We start from the raw sequence: 23,907 nt of genomic DNA on the forward strand, positions 1-23,907 counted from the left end.
TCTGCCACTGACAGTCGGAAGTCAGGCCGGTCCACCTGGGAGGACCTGTTGGAGTGACGCGCCGGGCCACGGCGGTACGCCACGGCCGCTACGCCACCGCCGCCTTCATCGGCCGCGCCGGGTCCGCGAGCAGTTCCGGGTTCATCGGCGTGCCCGCCTCGATCAGCCGCCGCCCCTGCGCCAGGTCCCTCGGCCGGCCCACCGCCAGCAGGGCGACCAGGCGGTCGTCCCGCAGCCAGCAGACCGTCCACGCCGGGCCCGACGGGTCGCCGCGCCACAGGGTCGTGTCGGCGGCGGCGTGGTGGCCGGCGTACTGGACGAAGCGGCCGAACTGCTCGGACCAGAAGTACGGGACCGGGTCGTAGACCGCGGTGGTCTCGCCGAGGATGTTCGCGGCGACCGTGCGCGGGCCCTGGAGGGCGTTGTCCCAGTGGTGGACCAGCAGGCGGTCGCCATACCTTCCCGAGGGGAAGGAGGCGCAGTCGCCGACCGCGTAGACGTCCGGTACGGAGGTGCGCAGGTGGTCGTCGGCCACGACCTCGCCGTGCGCGCCGAGCTCGATGCCCGAGCCGGCCAGCCAGGCCGTGGCGGGCCGTGCCCCGATGCCGACCACGACGGCGCCGGCGGGCAGCCGCGAGCCGTCGTCGAGGAGCACCGCACCGGGTTCGACGCGCTCCACGCGCGCGTGCGTGCGCAGAAGGGCCCCGCTGTCCGCGTACCAGCGGCTCATCGGCGCGGCCACCTCCGCGGGCAGTGCACCCGCGAGCGGCCGGTCGGCGGCCTCCACGACCGTCACCGCGCAGCCCGCCTCCCGCGCGGCCGTGGCGAACTCCGCGCCGATCCAGCCCGCGCCGACGACCACGATGTCGTGCTGCCGGGCGAGCACCGGCCGCAGCCGCTCGGCGTCGTCCAGGGTGCGCAGCAGGTGCACGCCGGGCACGCCCTCCGTGCCCGGCAGCCGGATCGGTTCGGCACCGGTGGCGAGCACGAGGACGTCGTAGGGGACGGGCCCGGCCTCGGTGTCCAGCTCATGGTCGGCGGGGCGCACGCCCAGCACCTCGCACCCCAGCCGCAGTTCGATGCCCAGCGCCTCGAAGTCGACGTCGAAGGCGGATCCCTCGGCCTTGCCCAGCAGAACGGCCTTGGACAGGGGCGGCCGGTCGTACGGCTGGTGGGGCTCGGCGCCGATCAGGGTGACCGGGCCCGTGAAGCCCTGTTCCCGAAGGGCGACCGCCGTCTGCACACCGGCCATGCCGGCGCCCGCGACGACCACCTTGCGCTGCGACTGCGTCGTCTGCTCGCTCACCTGATCACCATAGACAACTGACAATTTGTCAGTCAGGAGTCGTGCTCAGTGACCTGCTCCACAACGCTGGTGCCGCTGCCCGGCTGCGACTCCCACTCCCAGCTCTCCTCCAGCCGCACCCGCCCGTCGGGCAGCTCGACCACGGTCGACACGCAGTGCCCCGACGACGTCGTCCCGTCCCGCTTCAGCTGCACGTAGCGGAAGTCCAGCCGGTCGCCTTCCCTGGTGCCCACGAGATGGCCGCGTACGACGTCGCCGCCCGCGTACCCGGCCCAGATCTCGCCGTCCTTCTCGTGGTACGTGAACCGGGTGCGCGTACCCACCTGACCTGGGGCTTGGTCCGCGACGGGGACGAGGACGAGACCGTCGAGCGAGCGGGCCATGGGGTGAGGCTCCCTTACTGAGACTTACGGCGGCGGGCTAGGGTGGCCAACGTAGAGCACTCGCGGGAGCCCGGACGCACCGGGCTGAGAGGGAGGCTGGCGGCCTCCGACCGTACGAACCTGATCCGGGTCATGCCGGCGAAGGGAGGGGCTGGACGCCCATGTCGCGTACGCGAACGTCAGACGTCCTTGTCATCGGGGGCGGAATCATCGGCCTGGTCACGGCGTGGCGGGCCGCGCAGCGCGGGTTCACCACGACCGTCGTGGACCCCGACCCGGGCGGCGGCGCCGCCCAGGTGGCCGCCGGAATGCTGGCCGCCGTCACGGAACTGCACTACGGCGAGCAGACCCTGCTGGGCCTGAACCTCGCCTCGGCGCGCCGTTACCCGGACTTCGCGGCCGAGCTCACCGAGCTCACCGGCCGCGACCTCGGCTACCGGCGCTGCGGCACGCTCGCCGTCGCGCTCGACTCCGACGACCGCGCCCATCTGCGGGAACTGCACACCTTGCAGCGCCAGTCGGGGCTGGACTCGGAGTGGCTGTCGGGGCGTGACTGCCGACGCCTGGAGCCGATGCTCGCGCCGGGCGTGCGCGGCGGGCTCAGGGTCGACGGCGACCACCAGATCGACCCGCGGCGGCTGGCCGGGGCGCTGGTGGCCGCGTGCGAGCGGGCCGGTGTGGTCTTCCACCGGACCTGGGCCGAGCGCCTCGACGTCGTACGGGACCGGGCCGCCGGTGTCACCGCGTCGGACGGCACCGCGCTGGGCGCGGGCCAGGTGGTCCTCGCGGCCGGCAGCCTCAGCGGACGGCTGCCCGGGATCCCGGACCACGTGCTGCCTCCGGTACGTCCCGTGAAGGGGCAGGTGCTGCGGCTGACCGTGCCGAAGCGGTACGCGCCGTTCCTGAGCCGGACCGTGCGGGCCGTGGTGCGCGGCAGCCAGGTGTATCTGGTGCCGCGCGAGAGCGGGGAGCTGGTCGTCGGGGCGACGAGCGAGGAGCTGGGCTGGGACACGACGGTGACCGCGGGCGGGGTGTACGAGCTGCTGCGCGACGCGCACGAGCTGGTGCCCGGCATCACGGAACTGCCGCTCACCGAGACGCGGGCCGGTCTGCGCCCCGGCTCCCCCGACAACGCCCCGCTGCTCGGCCCGACCGAGCTGGACGGGCTGTTGCTGGCCACCGGGCACTACCGCAACGGCGTGCTGCTGACGCCGGTCACCGGCGACGCCATGGCACACGCACTGGCCACGGGTGAACTCCCGGACGAGGCACGGCCGTTCACGCCGAGGCGGTTCAGTGCCGCCGCACTCACGGAGCTGCCCGCATGAACATCCCGCTCACCATCTCGGTCAACGGCGAGCGTCGGCAGATCGAGCCGGGCACGGCTCTCGACACGCTCGTGCGGTCCCTCACCGCGGCGCCCTCCGGAGTGGCCGCCGCCCTCAACGAAACCGTCGTCCCGCGCGCGCAGTGGGCGTCGACACCCCTCTCCGAGGGAGATCGCGTCGAGGTCCTCACCGCCGTCCAAGGAGGCTGAACCATGGCCGACGATCCCTTTGTCATAGGCGGCACGTCCTTCACGTCCCGCCTGATCATGGGCACGGGCGGGGCGCCCAGCCTGGAGGTTCTGGAACGGGCGCTGGTGGCGTCCGGGACGGAGCTGACGACGGTCGCGATGCGGCGGGTCAACCCGGACGTGCACGGCTCCGTCCTGTCCGTGCTGGAGAAGCTCGGCATCCAGGTCCTGCCGAACACGGCGGGCTGCTTCACGGCGGGCGAGGCCGTGCTGACGGCCCGCCTCGCGCGCGAGGCGCTCGGTACGGATCTGGTCAAGCTGGAGGTCATCGCCGACGAGCGGACCCTGCTGCCGGATCCGATCGAGCTGCTGGACGCGGCGGAGACGCTGGTGGACGACGGGTTCACCGTGCTGCCGTACACCAATGACGACCCCGTGCTGGCGCGGAAGCTGGAGGACGTCGGCTGTGCGGCGATCATGCCGCTGGGGTCGCCGATCGGGTCCGGGCTCGGTATCCGCAACCCGCACAACTTCCAGCTGATCGTGGAGCACGCGCGCGTGCCGGTGATTCTGGACGCGGGTGCCGGTACGGCGTCGGACGCGGCGCTCGCGATGGAGCTGGGGTGCGCGGGTGTGATGCTCGCCTCCGCGGTGACGCGGGCTCAGGAACCGGTGCTGATGGCCGACGCGATGCGGCACGCGGTGGAGGCGGGGCGGCTGGCGTACCGGGCGGGGCGGATTCCGCGGCGGCACTTCGCGGAGGCGTCGTCTCCGGCGGAGGGTTTGGCGCGGCTGGACCCGGAACGCCCCGCGTTCTGAACGGATGTTCGACAGAACGGTTCGGCCAGTGAGGCGTCCGTCACAGCTCGGCTCCAGTCCCGCTCCGATCATGTCCGAACGGGCGGGGCTGTCAGCGTCGGCTCGTACACTCGCCTGCGTGGATACGACCCTTCAGGACCCTCTGGTCGGGCAGGTGCTCGACGGCCGGTATCGCGTGGACGCGCGGATCGCGGTCGGCGGGATGGCCACGGTCTACCGGGCCGTGGACACCCGTCTCGACCGCGTCCTCGCGCTCAAGGTGATGCATCCCGCGCTGGCGGTCGACAGCGTGTTCGTCGACCGGTTCATCCGTGAGGCGAAGTCCGTCGCCCGGCTCGCGCACCCCAACGTCGTGCAGGTCTTCGACCAGGGCACCGACGGGTCGTACGTCTATCTCGCCATGGAGTACGTCGCGGGCTGCACCCTGCGCGACGTCCTGCGCGAGCGCGGGGCGCTGCAGCCCCGGGCCGCGCTGGACATCCTGGAGCCGGTGCTCGCCGCGCTCGGCGCCGCGCACCGCGCCGGGTTCGTGCACCGGGACATGAAGCCCGAGAACGTGCTCATAGGGGATGACGGGCGGGTCAAGGTCGCCGACTTCGGGCTCGTGCGGTCCGTGGACACCGTGACCAGCACCACCGGTGCCGTGCTCGGCACCGTCTCCTATCTCGCGCCCGAGCAGATAGAGCAGCCGGGCGCCGCCGACGCCCGCGTCGACGTGTACGCGTGCGGTGTCGTCCTCTACGAGATGCTCACCGGCGACAAGCCGCACGACGGGGACTCCCCCGCCGTGGTGCTCTACAAGCACCTGCACGAGGACGTCCCGCCGCCCTCGGCCATCGCGCCGGGCCTGGCGTACGAGCTCGACGAGCTGGTCGCGTCGGCCACCGCGCGCACCCCGGACATCCGCCCGCACGACGCCGTCGCGCTGCTCGCGCAGGCCCGCGAGGTGCGCGCGGCGCTGAGCGCGGACCAGCTGGACGCGGTGCCGCCGCAGGCGCTCACGGCCGAGCACAGCAACGCCGACGACCGTACGACCGTAATCCCGCGCGCTCTGAACTCCCCCACGCTCGGCTCCGCTCGCGCGGGGGGACCCCCATCGCGGCCGCTGCCGGTGAACGAGGACGAGCCGGATCGCGAGGCCGTCCTCAACCGGACCAGCCGGCTGGCGACACCCCCGCCCCCGCCGCCCGGGCGCCGGTCACGGACCTCGCGCACGCCGCGCGGCCCGCTCGTCATCGTCGCCGCCGTCCTGCTGGCCCTCGGCCTCGGCGTCGGCATCTGGTACATCAACTCCGGGCAGTTCACCAAGGTCCCGCCGCTGCTCTCCAAGACCGAGGCGCAGGCCAAGGACCGGCTGGAGGACGCCGGGCTCGAACTCGGAAAGGTCGAGCGCGCCTACAGCGACACCGTCAAGCGGGGCACCGTCATCAGCACGGATCCCGGATCGGGCGCCCGCATCCGGCATAACGACTCCGTGAGCCTGGTCATCTCGCAAGGACCGGAGACGGTGAAGGTGCCCGATCTGGAGGGCTACAAGCTGGACAAGGCGCGGTCCGTACTGAAGGACAGCGGCCTCGAACCCGGCATGGTGAACCGGACCTTCAGCGACGACGTCCCCAGGGGCTTCGTGATCTCCTCCGACCCCGGGAACGGCACCAAGGTCCGCTCGGGCTCCGCGGTCGCGCTCACCGTCAGCAAGGGCAGCCCGGTGGACATCCCGGACGTCACCGGCGAGAGCCTGGCGGACGCGCGGGCCGAGCTGACGGAGGCCGGCCTGAAGGTGAAGGTCGCCTCCGCGCGGGTCAACTCCGAGTTCGACGCGGGCCAGGTCGCCCAGCAGTCCCCGGCCGCGAACGGCCGCCAGGCCGCCGAGGGCGACACGGTGACGCTGACGCTGTCCAAGGGCCCGGAGATGATCGAGGTCCCGGACGTGGTCGGCGACAACGTCGACGACGCCAAGGCCGAGCTGGAGGCCGCCGGCTTCCAGGTCGACGAGGACCGTGGCCTGCTGGGGCTGTTCGGCGACACGGTGAAGAAGCAGTCCGTGGACGGCGGGGAGACGGCACCGAAGGGATCGACGATCACGATCACCATCCGGTGAGGAGGGTCCTGTACCGCTCCTCACCGGCCGGTGACCGGGCGGGCCGAGGCGCATGACACCCTGATCGGGTGAGAAGTCAGCAGTCCGGCACCGCCCTCTCGGGCCCCTCCCGCAACCCCGTCGGCGGCCATGTCCCCGTGGCCGGCGGCCTCAGCTCCGTCGGGCTCACCTACGCCCACGACCTCAAGGCGGAGACCGTCCAGGTCTTCGTCGCCAACCCGCGCGGCTGGGCCACACCCGCCGGGAATCCGCGGCAGGACGAGGAGTTCCGCGCGGTCTGCGAGGCCGAGTCGATCCCGGCGTACGTCCATGCGCCGTACCTGATCAACTTCGGCTCGCACACCGAGGCGACGGTCGAGAAGTCGGTGGAGTCGCTGCGGCACTCGCTGCGGCGCGGGCGGGACATCGGGGCGCTCGGCGTTGTCGTCCACACGGGCAGCGCGACCGGCGGCCGGGAGCGCTCGGTCGCCCTGAAGCAGGTGCGCGAGCACCTGCTGCCGCTGCTCGACGAGCTGACCCACGACGACGACCCCTACCTGCTCCTGGAGTCCACCGCCGGACAGGGCTCCTCGCTCTGCTCGCGCACCTGGGACTTCGGGCCCTACTTCGAGGCACTGGACGCCCATCCGAAGCTGGGCGTCTGCCTGGACACCTGCCACATCTTCGCCGCCGGCCATGACCTGACCGGCCCGTCCGGCATGCACCAGACGCTCGACCTGCTGGTGGACACCGTCGGCGAGGGCCGGCTGAAGCTGATCCACGCCAATGACTCCAAGGACGTCGTCGGCGCTCACAAGGACCGGCACGAGAACATCGGCGCAGGTCACATCGGTGAGGACCCGTTCCGAGCGCTGATGACGCACCCGGCCACCGCGGGCGTACCACTGATCATCGAGACGCCCGGCGGGAAGGAAGGGCACGCGGCGGACGTGGAGCGACTGAAGAAACTCCGCGATTCCTAGCCGGAGTACGGAATACCCCTAGGGGGTATACGGTTCTTGCTCGATGCAGGAACCGTGACCTGACATTGGGGGCACTCATGGAGCACGAAGCGCACACGGCCCACGCACACCACCACGAGGTGGCCGCGACCAGCACCTGGGCGATGGCCGTGCGGGCCACCCTGCACTGCCTCACCGGCTGTGCGATCGGCGAGGTGCTGGGCATGGTGATCGGCACCGCGCTCGGCTGGAGCACCGTGCCGACACTGATCCTGGCGATCACCCTCGCCTTCTTCTTCGGCTACGCGCTCACCCTGTGGGGAGTACTGAAGGCGGGCGTCGGCCTGCGGGCCGCGCTCAAGGTGGCGCTGGCCGCGGACACCCTGTCCATCGCCGTGATGGAGCTGGTCGACAACGGCGTGATCGTGCTCTGGCCGGGCGCCATGGACGCCGAGCTCACCGACCCGCTGTTCTGGTGGGTGCTGGCGATCGCGCTCGCCGTCGCCTTCGTACTGACGACGCCGGTCAACAAGTGGATGATCGGCCGGGGCAAGGGGCATGCGGTGGTGCACCAGTACCACTGAGCCGACGCAGGGACGGGACTCAGAGCTCGGGCCCGTCCCCCGGCTCCTCCTGGTACGAGTAACGCTGCTCTTTCCACGGGTCCCCGACGTTGTGGTACCCGCGCTCCTCCCAGAAGCCGCGACGGTCGGCCGTCATGTACTCCACGCCGCGGACCCACTTGGGCCCCTTCCAGGCGTACAGATGGGGGACGACCAGACGGAGGGGGAAGCCGTGCTCGGCCGTGAGCAGTTCGCCGTCCTTGTGGGTGGCGAAGATCGTGCGCTCGGAGGCGAAGTCGGCGAGGCGGAGGTTGGAGCTGAAGCCGTACTCCGCCCACACCATCACATGGGTGACGGCCGGGGCGGGCGGTGCGATCTCCAGGATCGTACGGGCCGGGATGCCGCCCCACTCCGCACCGAGCATGCTGAACTTCGTGACGCAGTGCAGATCGGCGACGACGGTGGTGTACGGCAGGGCCGCGAACTCCTCGTGGGTCCAGCAGTGCTTCTCGCCGTCGGCGGTGGCCCCGAACACCCTGAACTCCCAGCGTTCGGGACGGAACTTCGGGACGGGACCGTAGTGCGTGACCGGCCAGCCGCGCTGCACCCGCTGCCCCGGCGGAAGCTCGGAGTGTGCTGCTGCTCCACTTTCGCGCTCCACCGGCTGACCCATGAGTCCATCCTGACAGACCCGAAGCAGTGCACCTGACCCCACCCACTCCGATTCCACCCAAACTGGACTAAGCATGCACTTACTTACTAAGTGAAGACTTACTGGACGATCTTTCTCGCCGGTGCAATCATGCGGCGCAACCTGCCAGTTCCCCCGCTTGGAAGGAGCCTCTGCGATGCAGGGCGACCCCGAGGTCCTCGAATTCCTGAACGAGCAGCTGACCGGCGAGCTCACGGCGATCAACCAGTACTGGCTGCACTACCGGATCCAGGACAACAAAGGCTGGACCAAGCTCGCCAAGTACACGCGTGAAGAGTCCATCGATGAGATGAAGCACGCGGACAAGCTCACCGAGCGCATCCTCATGCTGGACGGCCTGCCCAACTATCAGCGGCTCTTCCATGTACGGGTCGGCCAGACGGTCACCGAGATGTTCCAGGCCGACCGACAGGTCGAGGTCGAGGCGATCGACCGCCTCAAGCGCGGTATCGAGGTGATGCGGACCAAGGGCGACATCACGTCCGCGAACCTCTTCGAGTCGATCCTCGAGGACGAGGAGCACCACATCGACTACCTGGACACGCAGCTGGAGCTCATCGAAAAGCTCGGCGAGGCGCTCTACCTCGCGCAGCAGATCGAGCAGCCGAGCTAGGGCCTGTCGTTTGGATCATGCCGGCGTCGCGGGGCGTGGCACGCGCTCCCCCAGAGGGGGGACCCCCAGCCGCGTTGTCGTCGGTTGCCGACGCTCCGCGTCGCCGCCCTCCTCCGCCTTGCAGCTGCACGCACCACGCCCCGCTCGGGTCAGCCAGGAGGCGCAGTCTCTCTCAGCCGACCTGATCCAAACAACAGACCCTAGGCCGCCTCGTCGAGTTCGCTCTCCAGCTCGGACAGCACCGGCCGACCCTGGTCGGCCAGCTCACGGCGCGGGCACGCACCCCTGCCCAGGAGCGCCTGGATACGGCGTACGCAGGATCCACAGTCCGTGCCCGCCTTGCAGGCGGAGGCTATCTGGCGGGGCGTGCAGGCACCGTTCTCCGCGTGCTGCTTCACCTGCTGCTCGGTCACGCCGAAGCAACTGCAGACGTACACGCGGATCACCTCCCGCCGGGATCGATGTCGTGCCATCCCCTTGATCGGTGAGGCTAACCTAACCTTACCCGTCGCACAGGAACCGTAAAAGTGGAGTGGGGCGCGGATCGTATGTGATCCGCGCCCCACTCCCCATGCCGGTAACAGCCGAACCCGTTACTGGTCCCTGTACATCTCGGCGACGAGGAACGCCAGGTCCAGCGACTGGCTGCGGTTGAGCCGCGGGTCGCAGGCCGTCTCGTAGCGCTGGTGCAGGTCGTCGACGAAGATCTCGTCGCCACCGCCCACGCACTCGGTGACATCGTCGCCGGTGAGCTCCACGTGGATGCCGCCCGGGTGGGTGCCGAGGCCCTTGTGGACCTCGAAGAAGCCCTTGACCTCGTCGAGCACGTCGTCGAAGCGGCGGGTCTTGTGGCCGGAGGCCGCCTCGAAGGTGTTGCCGTGCATCGGGTCGGTCACCCAGGCCACCGTGGCACCGGAGGCGGTGACCTTCTCGACCAGCTCGGGGAGCTTGTCGCGGACCTTGTCCGCGCCCATGCGGACGATGAAGGTCAGCCGGCCCGGCTCCCGCTCCGGGTCCAGGCGCTCGATGTACTGCAGAGCGTCTTCGGCCGTCGTCGTCGGGCCGAGCTTGATGCCGATCGGGTTGCGGATCTTCGAGGCGAACTCGATGTGCGCGTGGTCCAGCTGCCGGGTGCGCTCACCGATCCACACCATGTGGCCCGACACGTCGTACAGCTGGCCCGTACGCGAGTCGACCCTGGTCAGCGCGGACTCGTAGTCGAGCAGCAGCGCCTCGTGCGAGGCGTAGAACTCGACCGTCTTGAACTCCTCCGGGTCGGCCCCGCAGGCGTGCATGAAGTTCAGCGCGTTGTCGATCTCCCGCGCCAGCTGCTCGTAGCGCTGGCCGGACGGGGACGACTTCACGAAGTCCTGGTTCCAGGCGTGCACCTGGCGCAGGTCGGCGTAGCCGCCGGTGGTGAAGGCGCGCACCAGGTTGAGCGTGGAGGCGGACGCGTTGTACATCCGCTTCAGCCGCTCGGGGTCCGGGACGCGGGCGGCCTCGGTGAAGTCGAAGCCGTTGACGGAGTCGCCGCGGTAGGTCGGCAGCGTCACGCCGTCGCGGGTCTCGGTCGGCTTGGAGCGCGGCTTGGAGTACTGGCCGGCGATACGGCCGACCTTCACGACCGGCACCGAGGCGGCGTACGTCAGCACGGCGCCCATCTGGAGGAGGGTCTTGAGCTTGTTGCGGATGTGGTCGGCGGACACGGCGTCAAAAGCCTCGGCGCAGTCGCCGCCCTGGAGGAGGAACGCCTCTCCCTTGGCGACGGACGCCATCCGGGCGCGCAGCTGGTCGCACTCGCCCGCGAAGACGAGCGGCGGATACGACTCCAGCTCCGCAACGACTGCGCGCAGAGCCTCGGGGTCGGGGTACTCGGGCTGCTGCGCCGCGGGCAGGTCTCGCCAGGTGTTGCCAGCGCTCGCGCTGGTCTTAGCGTTCACGGTCACGCCTCAACATTACGGGGTCGTGTCGGGCGTCCTGCCCCATGCCCAGCAATTGAGACACGAGGTACACGACTCGGACATGGGGTAGGGTGCCCCGCATGTTCGCGCACTCGACCCAGAACTGGTGGTGGACCGCTCATCCGGCGGCCCACTGACTGCGCGTACGCAAGACTTCGCGAAGGCCGCCCGAGGGGCGGCCTTCGGCGTTTTCCGGGGTCCGTTCCTCTCCCACCGAGTACCACCGAGTCTCACTGAGAAGGAGCACGGACCCATGAACCTGCTCGGCTTGCCGGCAGATCCCCGCCCGTTCGCCCTGCTGCGCCGCCGCACACCCGGCCATGACCACGACATGATCGAGGTCCTCATCGGCCCGGTCGGCACCTACGACCGTCTCGCCGACCTCCCCGACGAGGGCCTCGCGCTCGTCCCGTTCCGGCAGATCCGCGAGCGCGGCTTCGACGTCCGCGACGACGGCACTCCCCTGACGGTGCTCACCGCCGAGGAGTCGTACGGCATCCCGCTCGCCGACGCCCTGGAGCAGCTCCCGTCGCACGACGTGCGCGTCGAGGGCGGTGGCTTCGACGTCGGCGACGAGGAGTACGCGGAGATCGTCGGGCGCGTGCTGCGGGAGGAGATCGGGCGGGGCGAGGGCGCGAACTTCGTGATCCGGCGGACGTACGAGGGGGAGATCGCCGGGTTCGCAAGGGCCGACGCGCTGGCACTGTTCCGGCGGCTGCTGGTGGGCGAGCGAGGGGCGTACTGGACCTTTGTCGTGCACACCGGGGAGCGGACGCTGGTCGGAGCCAGCCCCGAGGTGCATGTGCGGATGTCCGGCGGGACCGTCGTCATGAACCCGATCAGCGGGACGTACCGCTATCCCGCCGAGGGGCCGACCCCCGAGCACCTGCTCGACTTCCTCGCCGACGGCAAGGAGATCGAGGAGCTGTCGATGGTCGTCGACGAGGAGCTCAAGATGATGTGCACCGTCGGCGACATGGGCGGGGTGGTCGTCGGCCCCCGGCTGAAGGAGATGGCCCACCTCGCGCACACCGAGTACGAGCTGCGCGGGAAGTCCTCGCTGGATGTGCGGGACGTCCTGAGGGAGACCATGTTCGCGGCCACCGTGACCGGCTCGCCGGTGCAGAACGCCTGCCGGGTCATCGAGCGGCACGAGGTCGGCGGGCGCGGGTACTACGCGGGGGCGCTGGCCCTGATCGGCCGGGACTCCGGCGGGGCCCAGACCCTCGACTCCCCCATCCTCATCCGCACCGCCGACATCGACGCGGACGGCGGGCTGCGGGTGCCGGTCGGTGCCACGCTCGTGCGCGGGTCGGACCCGGCGAGCGAGGTCGCGGAGACCCACGCGAAGGCGGCGGGGGTGCTGGCGGCGCTGGGCGTACGCCCGTCCCGGTCGCGCGAGGAGCACGCGCGCGTACAGCTCGCCGACGACCCACGCGTGCGTGCCGCGCTCGACGGGCGCCGGGCCTCGCTGGCCCCGTTCTGGCTGCGGATGCAGGAAGCCCCCAAGCAGGGAGCGGAGCTCACCGGACACGCCCTGGTCGTGGACGGCGAGGACACCTTCACGGCGATGCTGGCCCATGTGCTGCGGTCCGGCGGCCTGGAGGTGACGGTACGGCGCTACGACGAGCCAGGCCTGCGGCAGACGGTGCTCGCGCACGAGGGGCCGGTCGTGCTCGGCCCCGGGCCCGGTGACCCGTCCGACCGCGTCGACCCGAAGATGCGGTTCCTGCGGGACCTGACCGCCGAGGTCATCCGTAGCCACCGGCACGGCGTGCTCGGCGTCTGTCTCGGGCACGAGCTGATCGCGGCCGAGCTGGGGCTGGAGATCGTCCGGAAGGAAGTGCCGTACCAGGGTGCGCAGACGACGATCGACCTGTTCGGTCGGCCGGAGACGGTCGGCTTCTACAACAGCTTCGTGGCGCGCTGCGACGACGAGGTGTACGCGGAACTCGCCGAGCACGGCATCGAGGTCAGCCGGGCCGACAACGGGGAGGTGCATGCCGTACGCGGCGGGGGCTTCGCCGGTGTGCAGTTCCACCCCGAGTCGGTCCTGACGCTGAACGGCGCCGCCGTCGTACGCGATCTGGTGGGTCAGCTGCGCGGCACCAGCACGTTCTCGGAGCGGCGGCCCTCCCTGTAGTCGAGGACGTTCTTCAGCGTGGTCTCGATGATCTGTCCGACGGCGTCCCGGGTGTAGTACGCCTGGTGCGAGGTGACCAGGACGTTCGGGAAGGTGACGAGGCGGGCCAGGGTGTCGTCCTCGACGGCCTGGAGGGACTTGTCGAGGAAGAACAGGCCCGCCTCCGCCTCGTACACATCCAGGCCGACCCCCGTGAAGCGGCCCTCGCGCAGCTCGGCGACGAGGGCCGCGGTGTCGATGAGGCCGCCGCGGCTGGAGTTGATGAGGATCGCGTCGTCCTTCATCGACTTCAGGGCGTCCGCGTCGATGAGCCGACGCGTCTCCGGCACGAGCGGCACGTGCAGGCTGACCAGGTCGGACTCGGCGAGAAGCTGCTCCTTGGGGACGTAGCGCATGCCGAGGTGCAGGCAGGCGGGGTTCTCGGCGACGTCCCAGCCGAGCAGGTTCATGCCGAAGCCGTGGGCGATGCGGGTGAAGGCCTCGCCGATCTTGCCGGTGCCGAGGACGCCGGCGGTGCGGCCGTGCATGTCGCGGCCCATCAGGCCGTCGAGGCGGAAGTCGAAGTCACGCGTGCGCGTGGAGGCGCGGACGATCCGGCGGTTGACCGCCATCGCGAGGGTCCAGGCGAACTCGGCCACGGAGTGGGGCGAGTAGTACGAGACCCGGGCGACCGTCATGGCGAGGCGCTCGGCGACCTTGAGGTCGATGTTGTTGAAGCCGGTGGAGCGCTGGGCGACCATCCGGGTGCCGCCGGCCGCGAGGGTCTGCAGGACGCGATGGCCGAGGTCGCAGTTGACGCTGGTGCAGACGACCTCGTAGCCGGTGGCGATGGGGGCGGTGTCCTCGTTGAGGAAGACGTCCAGGCAGCGGACCTCGTGGTGGCCCTGGAAGGCCCGCTCGATCAGGGGCTTCTCGTCCGCCTGCACGCCGAAGGCGAGAATCTCCAAGGCTGCTCCCGTTTCATAGGGGCTATGGGCCGAATATACGGCCCACAACCCCGTGTCGCCGGGCGGAAAGCAGCCGTTGGAAACCGCTCGGCCGCCCGGTCAGCCGAAGAAGACCCCGACCTCCTCGTACAGCTTCGGGTCCACCGTCTTCAGCTTGGCCGTGGCCTCCCCGATCGGGACGCGGACGATGTCCGTGCCGCGCAGGGCGACCATCTTGCCGAAGTCGCGGTCGCGGACCGCCTCGATGGCGTGCAGCCCGAAGCGGGTGGCGAGCCAGCGGTCGAAGGCGCTCGGGGTGCCGCCGCGCTGGATGTGTCCGAGGACCGTCGTACGGGCTTCCTTGCCCGTGCGCTTCTCGATCTCCTTGGCCAGCCATTCGCCGACGCCGGAGAGCCGGACGTGCCCGAAGGAGTCCAGCGACTCGTCCTTGAGGACCATGTCGCCGTCCTTCGGCATGGCGCCCTCGGCGACGACCACGATCGGGGCGTACGAGGCCTTGAAGCGGGAGGTGATCCAGGCGCACACCTTGTCGACGTCGAAGCGCTGCTCGGGGATGAGGATGACGTTGGCGCCGCCGGCCAGGCCTGAGTGGATGGCGATCCAGCCGGCGTGACGGCCCATCACCTCGCAGACCAGGACGCGCATATGGGACTCGGCGGTGGTGTGCAGCCGGTCGATGGCCTCCGTCGCGATGCCCACGGCGGTGTCGAAGCCGAAGGTGTAGTCGGTGGCGGACAGGTCGTTGTCGATCGTCTTCGGCACGCCGACGCAGGGCACGCCGTACTCGTCGGACAGCCGGGCGGCGACGCCGAGGGTGTCCTCACCGCCGATGGCGATGAGCGCCTCGACCTCCTGCTTGGCGAGGTTCTCCTTGATCCGGCGGATGCCGTCCTCCTGCTTGAGGGGGTTGGTGCGCGAGGAGCCGAGGATGGTGCCGCCGCGGGGCAGGATGCCGCGCACGGCGGGGATGTCGAGACGGACGGTGTCGTTCTCGAGCGGACCTCGCCAGCCGTCCCGGAAGCCGACGAAGTCGTAGCCGTACTCCTGCACGCCCTTGCGGACGACGGCCCGGATGACGGCGTTGAGACCGGGGCAGTCGCCGCCTCCGGTCAGTACTCCGACCCGCATGGAAATGTCCCTTCGCCGCGGTTGCCTGGTGAGGTCACGCTAATGGTGATCCAGGTCACAGCGGGATGGGTCGGACCGGCAATTCCGGTGAACTGCCGGGTATTCGGGTTTACGCGCCGTCAAGCCGACGGCCGACGATCACCCCTCGCCGAGGATCTGCGTCACTCCTCGTCCAGGCCCCGCTCGATCGCGTATCGCACCAGCTCCACGCGGTTGTGCAGCTGCAGCTTGCCGAGGGTGTTCTGGACGTGGTTCTGGACCGTGCGGTGGGAGATGACCAGGCGTTCGGCGATCTGCTTGTAGCTCAGGCCCTTGGCGACCAGCCGCAGCACCTCGGTCTCGCGCTCGGTGAGCTGCGGGGCCTTGGGCTGGTCGGCGTCGGGGGCGGCGGGCCCGGGGTCGGAGGCGAGGCGGCGGTACTCGCCCAGGACGAGTCCGGCCAGGCCGGGCGTGAACACCGGGTCACCGACGGCGGTACGGCGCACCGCGTCCAGCAGTTCCTCCGTGGACGCCGACTTCAGCAGATAGCCGGTGGCGCCGGACTTCACCGCCTCCAGGACGTCGGCGTGCTCGCCGCTCGCGGACAGGACGAGGACGCGCAGGGCCGGGTTGTGGCCGACGAGCTCCTTGCAGACCTGGACGCCGGGCTTGGCGGGCAGGTTGAGGTCGAGCACGAGGACGTCGGGGGCGGCGGCCTTGGCACGGCGAACGGCCTGGTCGCCGTCGCCCGCGGTGGCGACCACGTCGAAGCCGGACTCGGCCAGGTCGCGGGCGACCGCGTCGCGCCACATGGGGTGGTCGTCGACCACCATGACCCTGATCGGGCCCTGCTGTCCGTCTCGCCCGTCCGCGGTGTCCGTCATCGCTGCTCCGCCTTCCCCCGTGAAGCGCTGCTGTGCTTCGGTACTTTCAGTTCCACTTCGGTGCCCTGGCCCGGCACCGAGATCAGCTCGGCGCTGCCGCCGAGCTCCCGCAGCCGCCCCCGGATCGACAGGGCGACGCCGAGCCGTCCCTCCCCCTCGGCCTGGGCGAGCCGCCCCTCGGGGATGCCGGGGCCGTCGTCCCGTACGGTGACGATCACCGCGTCGGGCTCGTCCTCGACCAGGATCCACGCGCGCGCGTGCTCCCCCGCGTGCTTGCGGACGTTGTCCAGGGCGGCCCCCACGGCCGCGGCCAGCTCCCGTGCGGCGACCGGCGCGAGCGGCACGGGCGCGCCGGGCTCGGCAAGGTTCACCCTGGCGCCCGCGTACGGCGCGAGCAGGGCGCGGAGATCGACGGGACCGGTGGCGTCGTCCGGCTCTTCCACGGTCCGTACGACCGCCCCGTCCGCGGCGTCCTCGGACACCCGCGACACGGGTATCAGCCCGCCCGAGACCAGCGTGCGCAGCGCCACCTCCTGCTCGCCGGCCATGCGGCCCAGCTCGGCCGCCTCGCCGCCGATGACGGCGCCGCGCCGCTGCACCATCGCCAGCACCTGGAGCACGCTGTCGTGGATGTCCCGGGCGAGGCGCTCCCGCTCACGCGTGGCCGCCTCGATCTCCAGGGCACGGGCGAGGGTGCGCTCGGAGGCACGGGCGACCTCGACGACGTAGCCGATGGCGATGGAGGCGATCCAGACGAGCAGCACCATGTGGACGGTGTCGCGGGTCGGCACGCCCGAGCGGTGGACCAGGTTGGCTGCGGCGACCAGCGTGGAGGCGAACGCGGCCCAGCGCCAGCCGCCCTTGATGGCGAACGCCAGCACGGCGCCCGCGGTCCAGATCGACGGCAGGGTCGGCGCCCCGGCGTCGATCCGCGCGGGCGTCTCGGCGAGCCGGGTGAGCAGGATGCCGGCCAGGGCGATGGTGAGGTCCACGGCGAGGAACCGCTTGGTGCAGTTCGCGGCGTTCGCGACCCTGGGCAGGGTGGCCAGCGTCCAGACGGCCAGTACGGCGAAGTAGGCGATGGCGACCCAGGGCCTGGCGACCTCGTCGTACGCGCTGATGAACAGCCCGATCGCGTACACCATGGTCAACACCCGGTAGCCGGTCAGCGCACGCCACAGCGGCTGCTCGACGGACATCCTCATGACCCGCTCACGCTCGGCCACTTGCCCCCACCCCTCGGCCCCCTCGGCTCAGCTGCGGCCGACTCTATTCGGGCTGTTCCTTTTTCTTGCGCGCCTGTTCCCGCTCGGCCTTCGCCGCCTCCGCGATCTGCCGCTTGGCGGCGGTCGCGTAGATGTCGACGTACTCCTGGCCGGAGAGCTTCATGATCTCGTACATGACCTCGTCGGTCACCGCGCGGAGCACGAACCGGTCGTGCTCCATGCCCTGGTACCGGCTGAAGTCCAGGGGTTCGCCGATCCGGATGCCCGGACGCATCAGCTTCGGCATGACCTTGCCGGGCGGCTGGATCTTCTCCGTGTCGATCATCGCGACCGGGATGACCGGCGCTCCGGTGGCGAGCGCCACGCGTGCGAGGCCGCCGGGCTTGCCCCGGTAGAGCCGGCCGTCGGGCGAGCGGGTGCCCTCCGGGTAGATACCGAACAGCTCACCGCGTTCCAGGACGTCTATCCCGCTCTTGATGGCCGCCTCGCCCGCCCCGCGCGCTCCGGAGCGGTCCACGGGCAGCTGGCCGACGCCCTTGAAGAACGCGGCCGTCAGCCGGCCCTTGACGCCCGGAGTGGTGAAGTACTCGGCCTTCGCGATGAAGGTCACCTTGCGGTCGAGGACCGCGGGCAGGAAGAACGAGTCGGAGAAGGAGAGGTGGTTGCTCGCGAGGATCGCGGGGCCCTCGGCGGGAATGTTCTCCAGGCCTTCCACCCAGGGCCTGAAGGCGACCTTCAACGGTCCCCCGATGGTCACCTTCATCGCGCCGTACAACAACCGAGTGCCTCCTGTGTCTGTCGATCAGACCTTAACCCGGAGCGCTGTCAAAGAGTCCGACGACCCTGGTCGGTGTCAGTACGGTCGCGTACGGTGAAGCACACCGTCCCTCTCACGAACAGGAGACCGTAAGGTGCCGGTCCTTCCTGGAGCCGAGCCATACCGCCATGAGGGCGGGGAGGTCGGGGTCCTCCTCTGCCACGGCTTCACCGGTTCCCCGCAGTCGCTGCGCCCCTGGGCGGAGTATCTCGCCGAGCGCGGGCTCACCGTCGCGCTGCCGCTGCTGCCCGGGCACGGCACGCGCTGGGAGGACATGGCGCTCACCGGCTGGCAGGACTGGTACGCCGAGGTGGACCGCGCCCTGCGCACCCTGCGCGACCGCTGCGAGCGGGTCTTCGTCGCCGGCCTCTCCATGGGCGGCGCCCTCGCGCTGCGGCTCGCCGCGAAGCACGGGGAGGACATCGCCGGCGTGGTCGTCGTCAACCCGGCGAACAAGGTGCACGGCCTGTCCGCGTACACCCTTCCGGTCTCCCGCCACCTCGTCCGCACGACGCGCGGGATCGCCAGTGACATAGCGAAGGAAGGCGCCGTCGAGCTCGGCTACGACCGGGTGCCCCTGCACGCGGCCCACTCCCTGCGGAACTTCTTCCGCCTGGTCGACGGCGAGCTGCCGCAGGTCACCCAGCCGCTGCTGCTCCTGCGCAGCGACCGGGACCACATCGTGCCGGCCGCCGACTCGGCCCGGATCCTGAGCAGGGTGTCGTCGACGGACGTAACGGAGGTCGTGCTGGAACAGAGTTACCACGTGGCGACGTTGGACCATGACGCGGACCGGATCTTCGAGGAGAGCCTCGGCTTCATCGGCCGGCTCGCAACCGGCGTGGGCAAAGAAGGGACGACCGCACGTGGCTGAGCACGACTCCGACCGCGAGAGGCGCGAGGACCGCGACGATCGCGAGCCGGAAGAGCAGCACGTCCCGTTCGACGAGGACGCCGCCTGGGCCGCGATCGTCGCCGGGTACGGCGACGAGCCGAAGGACCCGCCGGGCGCGAAGCCGTTCAAGTCGGTGGAGGACCTGGCGCTGCTGGAGTCCGACCCGGACGACGAGGAGGCGGGCGACCGGTCCGAGGACGCCAAGGGCAGCCGGGACGAGCAGGACGACAAGGACGGGAAGTCCAAGGAGGACAAGCCGGCCAGGCCGCTGGGCAGCTCCGTCTCCTTCGCGCCCGGCGTCGGCGCCGGACCGCGGGACTACAGCGCGCCGGAGCCGTCCGAGGACGACTTCGACATCGACGACGAGGGCCACTTCGTACCGCCGGAGCCGCCGCCGCTGCCCGCCGCCGACCCGACCGCGAAGTTCGCCTGGCTCGCCGTGGTCGGCGGGCCGGTGCTGCTGCTGCTCGCCGTCCTGTTCGGCTGGGACATGACGTGGTGGCTGGCCACGCTGGGCATCGGCGGGTTCCTCGGCGGATTCGCCACGCTGGTGATGCGGATGAAGACGGACGACGACGAGGACGACGACCCGGGACGCGGCGCGGTCGTCTGACACAGCCGGTGAGGGCCCGTCCGGAGACGCTCCGGACGGGCTTTCGCGCGTGCGGAGACGCTCCGGACGCGCCCTCGCGGGCACCTCGGACATCTGCGAACCGCCCCCCACCGAAAAAGGGAACTCGATTGCGGCGACCGGCGAAGTAGAGGTGAACAACCCGAACAAGCCCAAGCCTTCGAGGCGTTCAGAGGAACGAAAGGAGCCCCGATGACCGTCGGACCACCGGGCGTCGGCACCCGCGACGAGGATCGCGAGGAGAGTGATGCCCGAGTGATCGCGCGGTCCCGGGACGAGCCCGAGCTGTTCGCCGCGCTCTACGACCGGTACGCCGACGCCGTGCATCGTTACGCGGCCCGGCGGCTCGGTCCCGAGGCGGCGGAGGATCTGACGGCGGAGACCTTCATCACCGCCTTCCAGCGGCGCCACACCTACGACCTGGGGCGGGACGACGCCCGCCCCTGGTTGTTCGGCATCGCGACGAACCTCGTGGGCCGGCACCGCCGGGCCGAGGCGCGCCGGTTCAAGGCGCTCGCCCGGCTGCCGGAGCCGGTGGAGCACGAGGAGCCGGTCGCCGACCGGGCGGTTTCCAGGGCCGGTGCCACGGGGGTGCGCCGGGAACTGGCAGCCGCGCTGTCCGGGCTGTCCGCCCGGCACCGCGATGTCGTACTGCTGGTGGCCTGGGCCGGCCTCGACTACGAGGAGGCGGCCCAGGCCCTCGGCGTGCCCGTCGGCACGGTCAGATCCAGGCTGCACCGGGCTCGCAGCAGATTGCGCGAAGCACTGGGCGGATCCGATCCGACGGCATTCCGAGAGGCAGACGCCCATGCGTGACATCGACGAACCGCAAGAGCTGTACGAACTGAGAGAACTGAGGGACTTCGACCCGGGGGCCCCGCCCCTCGACGACGCGACCCGGCAGCGGGTGCGCTCCCGCCTGCTCGCCGCGATGGACCGGCCCGCTCCGGTCGTACGGCCGCGCCGCCCGGTCCTGCGCATCGCCCTGACCGGCGCGCTCGCCGCGGCCGTCGCCGCCGGGGTCCTGGTCGCCGTACGCGACGACGAAGGCGCGGGGCGGGGCCGGACGGCGAACCCGCCGGCGACCAGCGCGCCGGCCATGCGGAACGTGAGCGCGCAGACCGTGCTCAACGGGGCCGCCGCCTACGAGCGCCGGCACGAGCGGACGGTCACCCCGCGTGACGACCAGTTCATCTACACCAAGGAGATCATCAAGGAGACCGACCAGAAGACCGGTGCGACGAAGAGCTACGTCGACGAGAACTGGCGTTCGGTCGACGGCTCGAAGTCGTCCTGGATCATGGAAATCGGCCACGGGTGGTGGTCACCACCGCTGGAGGAGAACCAGAGCAGCTGGCCGCCGCAGGACTGGGGCACGCTGCGGAAGCTGCCGACCGACCCGAAGAAGCTGATCCTCGAGATCAACCGCGACTGGGGCATGGGCGGGAAGACCGACTCGCTGGACGACATCGAGGAGGAGTCCTGGTCGCACATCCACTTCAGCCTCGCCGGGCTGCTCAAGCTGGTGCCGGTGATGCCGGAGGGGCTGCGCCCGGCGGCGTACGAGGCGCTGGGGATGGTGCCCGGGGTGAAGGCGGTGCCGAACCAGCAGGACGCGAAGGGGCGCATCGGTGTGGCCATCACGTACGACGACCCGACGCAGCCGGGGACCGGGGGCTTCGGCGGCTACTTCGTCTTCGACCCGAGGACGTACCAGTTCCTCGGCTTCCGTGACGAGCGCACCTCGGGCGACGGCGCGTCCATGAAGACGTACACCCAGCTGTCGTACCTCGACAGCTGGGCGGTCGTCGACAAGGCGAAGCAGCGGCCGTAGCTAGGCGGTAGCGGGCACCCTGAGGGCGGCCAGGACCGGAAGGTGGTCCGTGGCCGCCCTCAGGTCCGTCTGCGTCACGCCGGGCCGGCCGAGGGGAACGCCGCAGCCGATCACCTCGATGCCCTTGGTGGCGAAGATCGCGTCGATGCGCTGGTGGGGGTCGATCGGGGTCGAGGTGTACTCGGTGCCCCAGGGGGCGGTCGCCCAGCAGTCCTGGAGGTCGGCGGCCATGCGTCGGAAGGTACGGCCGCCGGGCCGCTCGTTCAGGTCGCCGCCCGCGACCGCGTGTTCCACGCCCATGGCGGCCAGCCGGTCGAGGAGCATGCCGCCCTGCTCGTAGCGCTCGTCCTTCTGGAGGCTGAGGTGACAGCTGAGGACGCCGAGGCGGGCGCCTCCGTAACGGACCACGGCGGTCGAGAAGCCGCGGCGGTGCAGGCCCGGGGTGAGGGGCAGGAGGACGTCCTCGGTGCGTTCGACCGTCGCGCGCAGGGTGCAGAGGATGGCCGGGCCCGCGGCTGTGGCGCCGCCGGAGAGGATCACGAGGTTCGCCGCGCCGGCCAGGCGGGCGAGCTTCTTGCGCCAGCGGAAGAAGCGGGGGGCTTCCTGGACGAGGACCAGGTCGGGGGCGCAGGCGCTGATCACCCGGGCGAGGGCGGCGGTGTCGTCGCGCATCGAGCGGATGTTGTAGCTGAGGACGCGGATGACTGCGGAACCGTCGGGTTCGGTGGCGGAGTCGGGAAGCAGTGGAGGCGTCGGCATGCGGGTCAATTTACGCCGGGAGCGGGTTTGGGCGCCTGACGGCTCGGGGCGCGGGGATCGTGTGCGACTGCCGCTTCGTCGTGGCTTGTCGCGCAGTTCCCCGCGCCCCTGAGCAGGCACAGTGGCCGCACCTCGAGAAGCAGACGTCACATGATCGGGTCGGGCTCCCGGGCCAGGTCCGCCGCGCCCACCAGGCCCGCCTTGTTGCCGAGCTGGGCCGCGATCACGTCGGCCACCGGGCGCCAGTTGCCGCCGACCAGCCAGCGCTTGTAGGACTTGCGGATCGGGTCGAGGACCAGTTCGCCCTCGTCCGACAGGCCGCCGCCGACGATGAAGGCGGACGGGTCGAAGAGGGAGGCGAGGTCGGCGAGGCCGGCGCCGGCCCAGCGGGCGAGTTCGCGGTAGGAGTCGACGGCGACCGGGTCGCCCTGGCGGGCGGCCATGGAGATGTGCTTGCCCTCGATGCCGTCGGGGGTGCCGTCGCCCAGGCCGAGCAGGATCTCGGCGTTCTCGGGGGTGGCGTTGGCGCGCTGCTTGGCGTATCTGACGAGAGCGCGCCCGGAGGCGTACTGCTCCCAGCAGCCCTGGCTGCCGCAGCCGCACAGCAGGCCGTCCGGCACCATGCGGATGTGGCCGAACTCGGCGGCGACGCCGTAGTGGCCGCGGCGCAGCTTGTTGCCGATGATGATGCCGCCGCCGAGGCCGGTGCCGAGGGTGATGCAGATGACGTTGCGGTGACCCTTGCCCGCGCCGAACTTGTACTCGCCCCAGGCGGCCGCGTTGGCGTCGTTCTCGACGACGACCGGGAGGCCGACGCGGGTCTCGACCTTCTGCTTCAGCGGCTCGTTGCGCCAGTCGATGTTGGGGGCGAAGTAGACCTCGGAGCGCTGACGGTTGACGTATCCGGCCGCACCGATCCCCACGCCGACGATCTCGTGCCCGGCGCGCGCGCCCTCCACCGCGGAGGCGATGGCGTCCACGATCCCGTCGGGCGTGCCCGGGGTCGGCACCTTGTGGGTCGAGAGGATGTTGCCTTCCTCGTCGACCACACCGGCCGCGATCTTGGTACCGCCGATGTCGACGCCGATGGTGAGTCCCATGAATCCCTCAGTTCCGGTCGAGCCCCGCTATGGCCAACCGTACCCGAGGCCCTGTCACCGGGTTCCCGTCGTCCGCCCGGCGGACGGGCCCGAGGGGGACGTCAGTCCAAGTCGATGCGCTGGCCGGGGCCGGTGCCCTCGCCGGGGTCGCGCTTGTCGTCGTCGAGTTCGTCCAGTTCCTCGGCGTCGTTCGTGGGGCTCGTCCAGCGCCTTTCCTGGTTCTGGACCGCGGAGCGGTAGGCGGCGAGGAGCTCGTTGCCGGCGGCGGCCAGGTGGTCGAAGACGTCCGGGTTGCGCTCGATGACGGGCTCGACGGCGGCCTTGGCCTGCTCCACGACCTGCTTGACCACCTGCTGGGCGGCGGGTCCGGCGACCGCGCCGAGCAGCGGGGACTGGATGGTGGAGAGCTTGTCCGCGACGGCGTCGACGAGCTTGCGCAGTTCCTCGGCGGCCGAGCCCGGGGGCGGGCCGTGCTGCCCACGGCGACGTGCCTTCTCCGCCGCGAGGTCCTCGGCGCACGCCGTCGCCCAGGCGTCGGCGTCGGTCGCCCGCTCCTCGTCGGCAGCCTTCCGCTCGGTGGCTTCGGACGGGGGGAGCTCTTCGCTCATGACGGACTCCTGACTACGGTTCGTCTCTACGACGTTACCCG

At 70.9% G+C, this 23,907-nt stretch carries 26 protein-coding genes and 1 riboswitch; of the genes, 13 read left to right on the top strand and 13 right to left on the bottom strand.

Translation table 11 applies throughout. The features are described 5' to 3' along the window. Positions 1-88: 88 nt before the first annotated feature. Together EJ357_RS12355 and EJ357_RS12360 are read right to left on the bottom strand one after the other, a co-directional pair. On the bottom strand, positions 89-1,306 hold the full coding sequence (locus EJ357_RS12355) for an NAD(P)/FAD-dependent oxidoreductase (RefSeq protein WP_126391532.1): 1,218 nt from the start codon (positions 1,304-1,306) through the stop codon (positions 89-91). A gap of 32 nt (positions 1,307-1,338) precedes the next feature. Next, positions 1,339-1,689 carry a hypothetical protein gene (locus EJ357_RS12360; protein WP_126391534.1) on the bottom strand — a complete coding sequence of 117 codons (351 nt, stop codon included), beginning with the start codon at positions 1,687-1,689 and terminating at the stop codon, positions 1,339-1,341. A 52-nt stretch (positions 1,690-1,741) separates the two neighbouring features. Next, positions 1,742-1,853: riboswitch (TPP riboswitch) on the top strand. Here EJ357_RS12360 and thiO point away from each other — a divergent pair. The 6 genes from thiO to EJ357_RS12390 all read left to right on the top strand — a co-directional run bounded on the left by thiO (position 1,851) and on the right by EJ357_RS12390 (position 7,650). Beyond that, positions 1,851-3,017 carry a glycine oxidase ThiO gene (gene thiO / locus EJ357_RS12365; RefSeq protein ID WP_126391537.1) on the top strand — a complete coding sequence of 389 codons (1,167 nt, stop codon included), beginning with the start codon at positions 1,851-1,853 and terminating at the stop codon, positions 3,015-3,017. Its footprint overlaps the riboswitch before it by 3 nt. Then, positions 3,014-3,226 carry a sulfur carrier protein ThiS gene (thiS, locus tag EJ357_RS12370; RefSeq protein WP_126391539.1) on the top strand — a complete coding sequence of 71 codons (213 nt, stop codon included), beginning with the start codon at positions 3,014-3,016 and terminating at the stop codon, positions 3,224-3,226. Before thiO ends, thiS begins: the two co-directional genes overlap by 4 nt. A gap of 3 nt (positions 3,227-3,229) precedes the next feature. Then, complete coding sequence (locus tag EJ357_RS12375) at positions 3,230-4,024, top strand: thiazole synthase (RefSeq protein WP_126391541.1); 795 nt, start codon at positions 3,230-3,232, stop codon at positions 4,022-4,024. A 118-nt stretch (positions 4,025-4,142) separates the two neighbouring features. Further along, a complete protein-coding gene (pknB, locus tag EJ357_RS12380; protein WP_175647375.1) occupies positions 4,143-6,125 on the top strand; it encodes a Stk1 family PASTA domain-containing Ser/Thr kinase in 1,983 nt (660 codons plus the stop codon). A gap of 68 nt (positions 6,126-6,193) precedes the next feature. Beyond that, positions 6,194-7,087: a deoxyribonuclease IV gene (locus EJ357_RS12385; protein WP_126391543.1), complete on the top strand. Its 894-nt coding sequence runs from the start codon at positions 6,194-6,196 to the stop codon at positions 7,085-7,087. Between the two features lie 77 nt (positions 7,088-7,164). After that, positions 7,165-7,650, top strand: coding sequence for a DUF4396 domain-containing protein (locus EJ357_RS12390; protein ID WP_126391545.1), 486 nt, complete (start codon positions 7,165-7,167; stop codon positions 7,648-7,650). 19 nt (positions 7,651-7,669) lie between these two features. On the opposite strand, the gene EJ357_RS12395 is transcribed toward EJ357_RS12390, so the two are convergent. Continuing rightward, positions 7,670-8,302, bottom strand: a complete 633-nt coding sequence (locus EJ357_RS12395; RefSeq protein WP_126391547.1) for a sulfite oxidase-like oxidoreductase — start codon at positions 8,300-8,302, stop codon at positions 7,670-7,672. A 175-nt stretch (positions 8,303-8,477) separates the two neighbouring features. On the opposite strand from EJ357_RS12395, the gene bfr reads away from it, so the two are divergent. Next, positions 8,478-8,954: a bacterioferritin gene (bfr, locus tag EJ357_RS12400; protein ID WP_126391549.1), complete on the top strand. Its 477-nt coding sequence runs from the start codon at positions 8,478-8,480 to the stop codon at positions 8,952-8,954. A gap of 200 nt (positions 8,955-9,154) precedes the next feature. Here bfr and EJ357_RS12405 read toward each other — a convergent pair whose 3' ends face one another. Then, on the bottom strand, positions 9,155-9,391 hold the full coding sequence (locus EJ357_RS12405; RefSeq protein WP_175647812.1) for a (2Fe-2S)-binding protein: 237 nt from the start codon (positions 9,389-9,391) through the stop codon (positions 9,155-9,157). Between the two features lie 156 nt (positions 9,392-9,547). Beyond that, positions 9,548-10,900, bottom strand: a complete 1,353-nt coding sequence (locus EJ357_RS12410) for a class II 3-deoxy-7-phosphoheptulonate synthase (protein ID WP_126391553.1) — start codon at positions 10,898-10,900, stop codon at positions 9,548-9,550. 95 nt (positions 10,901-10,995) lie between these two features. On the opposite strand from EJ357_RS12410, the gene EJ357_RS50735 reads away from it, so the two are divergent. Both EJ357_RS50735 and EJ357_RS12420 read left to right on the top strand, forming a co-directional pair. Continuing rightward, positions 10,996-11,052 carry a trp operon leader peptide gene (locus EJ357_RS50735; protein WP_071528813.1) on the top strand — a complete coding sequence of 19 codons (57 nt, stop codon included), beginning with the start codon at positions 10,996-10,998 and terminating at the stop codon, positions 11,050-11,052. A 116-nt stretch (positions 11,053-11,168) separates the two neighbouring features. Next, entirely contained in the window at positions 11,169-13,058 is a 1,890-nt protein-coding gene (locus EJ357_RS12420; RefSeq protein ID WP_126391555.1) for an anthranilate synthase family protein, read from the top strand. Here EJ357_RS12420 and EJ357_RS12425 read toward each other — a convergent pair. From EJ357_RS12425 to EJ357_RS12445, 5 genes are all read right to left on the bottom strand, one after another. Beyond that, complete coding sequence (locus EJ357_RS12425; protein ID WP_126391557.1) at positions 13,010-14,005, bottom strand: 2-hydroxyacid dehydrogenase; 996 nt, start codon at positions 14,003-14,005, stop codon at positions 13,010-13,012. The genes EJ357_RS12420 and EJ357_RS12425 overlap by 49 nt on opposite strands. A 99-nt stretch (positions 14,006-14,104) precedes the next feature. Further along, complete coding sequence (locus EJ357_RS12430) at positions 14,105-15,133, bottom strand: 6-phosphofructokinase (RefSeq protein ID WP_126391559.1); 1,029 nt, start codon at positions 15,131-15,133, stop codon at positions 14,105-14,107. Positions 15,134-15,294: 161 nt separating this feature from the next. Beyond that, entirely contained in the window at positions 15,295-15,996 is a 702-nt protein-coding gene (locus EJ357_RS12435; RefSeq protein ID WP_126391561.1) for a response regulator, read from the bottom strand. After that, the gene (macS, locus tag EJ357_RS12440; RefSeq protein ID WP_126391563.1) at positions 15,993-17,222 is read right to left on the bottom strand and encodes a MacS family sensor histidine kinase; all 1,230 of its coding nucleotides are present in this window, start codon (positions 17,220-17,222) and stop codon (positions 15,993-15,995) included. The genes EJ357_RS12435 and macS overlap by 4 nt, the downstream gene beginning before the upstream one ends. 43 nt (positions 17,223-17,265) lie before the next feature. Then, on the bottom strand, positions 17,266-17,997 hold the full coding sequence (locus tag EJ357_RS12445) for a lysophospholipid acyltransferase family protein (RefSeq protein WP_126399400.1): 732 nt from the start codon (positions 17,995-17,997) through the stop codon (positions 17,266-17,268). A 136-nt stretch (positions 17,998-18,133) separates the two neighbouring features. Here EJ357_RS12445 and EJ357_RS12450 point away from each other — a divergent pair, with 136 nt between their 5' ends. The 4 genes from EJ357_RS12450 (at position 18,134) to EJ357_RS12465 (ending at position 21,399) form a co-directional block, all read left to right on the top strand. Continuing rightward, a complete protein-coding gene (locus EJ357_RS12450; RefSeq protein WP_126391565.1) occupies positions 18,134-18,913 on the top strand; it encodes an alpha/beta hydrolase in 780 nt (259 codons plus the stop codon). Then, positions 18,906-19,547 carry a hypothetical protein gene (locus tag EJ357_RS12455; RefSeq protein ID WP_126391567.1) on the top strand — a complete coding sequence of 214 codons (642 nt, stop codon included), beginning with the start codon at positions 18,906-18,908 and terminating at the stop codon, positions 19,545-19,547. Before EJ357_RS12450 ends, EJ357_RS12455 begins: the two co-directional genes overlap by 8 nt. Before the next feature lie 210 nt (positions 19,548-19,757). Next, on the top strand, positions 19,758-20,381 hold the full coding sequence (locus tag EJ357_RS12460) for an RNA polymerase sigma factor (RefSeq protein WP_126391569.1): 624 nt from the start codon (positions 19,758-19,760) through the stop codon (positions 20,379-20,381). Next, positions 20,374-21,399: a CU044_5270 family protein gene (locus EJ357_RS12465; protein WP_126391571.1), complete on the top strand. Its 1,026-nt coding sequence runs from the start codon at positions 20,374-20,376 to the stop codon at positions 21,397-21,399. Before EJ357_RS12460 ends, EJ357_RS12465 begins: the two co-directional genes overlap by 8 nt. On the opposite strand, the gene EJ357_RS12470 is transcribed toward EJ357_RS12465, so the two are convergent. The 3 genes from EJ357_RS12470 to EJ357_RS12480 form a co-directional block, all read right to left on the bottom strand. After that, the gene (locus EJ357_RS12470) at positions 21,400-22,158 is read right to left on the bottom strand and encodes an endonuclease/exonuclease/phosphatase family protein (RefSeq protein WP_126391573.1); all 759 of its coding nucleotides are present in this window, start codon (positions 22,156-22,158) and stop codon (positions 21,400-21,402) included. Positions 22,159-22,304: 146 nt separating this feature from the next. Continuing rightward, complete coding sequence (locus EJ357_RS12475; RefSeq protein ID WP_126391575.1) at positions 22,305-23,258, bottom strand: ROK family glucokinase; 954 nt, start codon at positions 23,256-23,258, stop codon at positions 22,305-22,307. 101 nt (positions 23,259-23,359) lie between these two features. Next, positions 23,360-23,866 (bottom strand): DUF5304 domain-containing protein, encoded by a 507-nt coding sequence (locus EJ357_RS12480; protein ID WP_126391577.1) that lies wholly within the window; start codon positions 23,864-23,866, stop codon positions 23,360-23,362. Positions 23,867-23,907 lie beyond the last annotated feature (41 nt).

The sequence above is a fragment of the Streptomyces cyaneochromogenes genome, assembly GCF_003963535.1.
GTDB classification, from domain to species: Bacteria; Actinomycetota; Actinomycetes; order Streptomycetales; family Streptomycetaceae; genus Streptomyces; species Streptomyces shaanxiensis.

What these genes read in the sequence shown, in the direction of transcription:
- EJ357_RS12360 (WP_126391534.1), bottom strand. Translation starts at nt 1,689, where the DNA reads ATGGCCCGCTCGCTCGACGGTCTCGTCCTCGTCCCCGTCGCGGACCAA.
- thiO (WP_126391537.1), top strand. Translation starts at nt 1,851, where the DNA reads ATGTCGCGTACGCGAACGTCAGACGTCCTTGTCATCGGGGGCGGAATC.
- thiS (WP_126391539.1), top strand. Translation starts at nt 3,014, where the DNA reads ATGAACATCCCGCTCACCATCTCGGTCAACGGCGAGCGTCGGCAGATC.
- EJ357_RS12375 (WP_126391541.1), top strand. Translation starts at nt 3,230, where the DNA reads ATGGCCGACGATCCCTTTGTCATAGGCGGCACGTCCTTCACGTCCCGC.
- EJ357_RS12390 (WP_126391545.1), top strand. Translation starts at nt 7,165, where the DNA reads ATGGAGCACGAAGCGCACACGGCCCACGCACACCACCACGAGGTGGCC.
- EJ357_RS12395 (WP_126391547.1), bottom strand. Translation starts at nt 8,302, where the DNA reads ATGGGTCAGCCGGTGGAGCGCGAAAGTGGAGCAGCAGCACACTCCGAG.
- bfr (WP_126391549.1), top strand. Translation starts at nt 8,478, where the DNA reads ATGCAGGGCGACCCCGAGGTCCTCGAATTCCTGAACGAGCAGCTGACC.
- EJ357_RS12420 (WP_126391555.1), top strand. Translation starts at nt 11,169, where the DNA reads ATGAACCTGCTCGGCTTGCCGGCAGATCCCCGCCCGTTCGCCCTGCTG.
- EJ357_RS12430 (WP_126391559.1), bottom strand. Translation starts at nt 15,133, where the DNA reads ATGCGGGTCGGAGTACTGACCGGAGGCGGCGACTGCCCCGGTCTCAAC.
- EJ357_RS12435 (WP_126391561.1), bottom strand. Translation starts at nt 15,996, where the DNA reads ATGACGGACACCGCGGACGGGCGAGACGGACAGCAGGGCCCGATCAGG.
- EJ357_RS12460 (WP_126391569.1), top strand. Translation starts at nt 19,758, where the DNA reads ATGACCGTCGGACCACCGGGCGTCGGCACCCGCGACGAGGATCGCGAG.
- EJ357_RS12465 (WP_126391571.1), top strand. Translation starts at nt 20,374, where the DNA reads ATGCGTGACATCGACGAACCGCAAGAGCTGTACGAACTGAGAGAACTG.
- EJ357_RS12470 (WP_126391573.1), bottom strand. Translation starts at nt 22,158, where the DNA reads ATGCCGACGCCTCCACTGCTTCCCGACTCCGCCACCGAACCCGACGGT.
- EJ357_RS12475 (WP_126391575.1), bottom strand. Translation starts at nt 23,258, where the DNA reads ATGGGACTCACCATCGGCGTCGACATCGGCGGTACCAAGATCGCGGCC.
- EJ357_RS12480 (WP_126391577.1), bottom strand. Translation starts at nt 23,866, where the DNA reads ATGAGCGAAGAGCTCCCCCCGTCCGAAGCCACCGAGCGGAAGGCTGCC.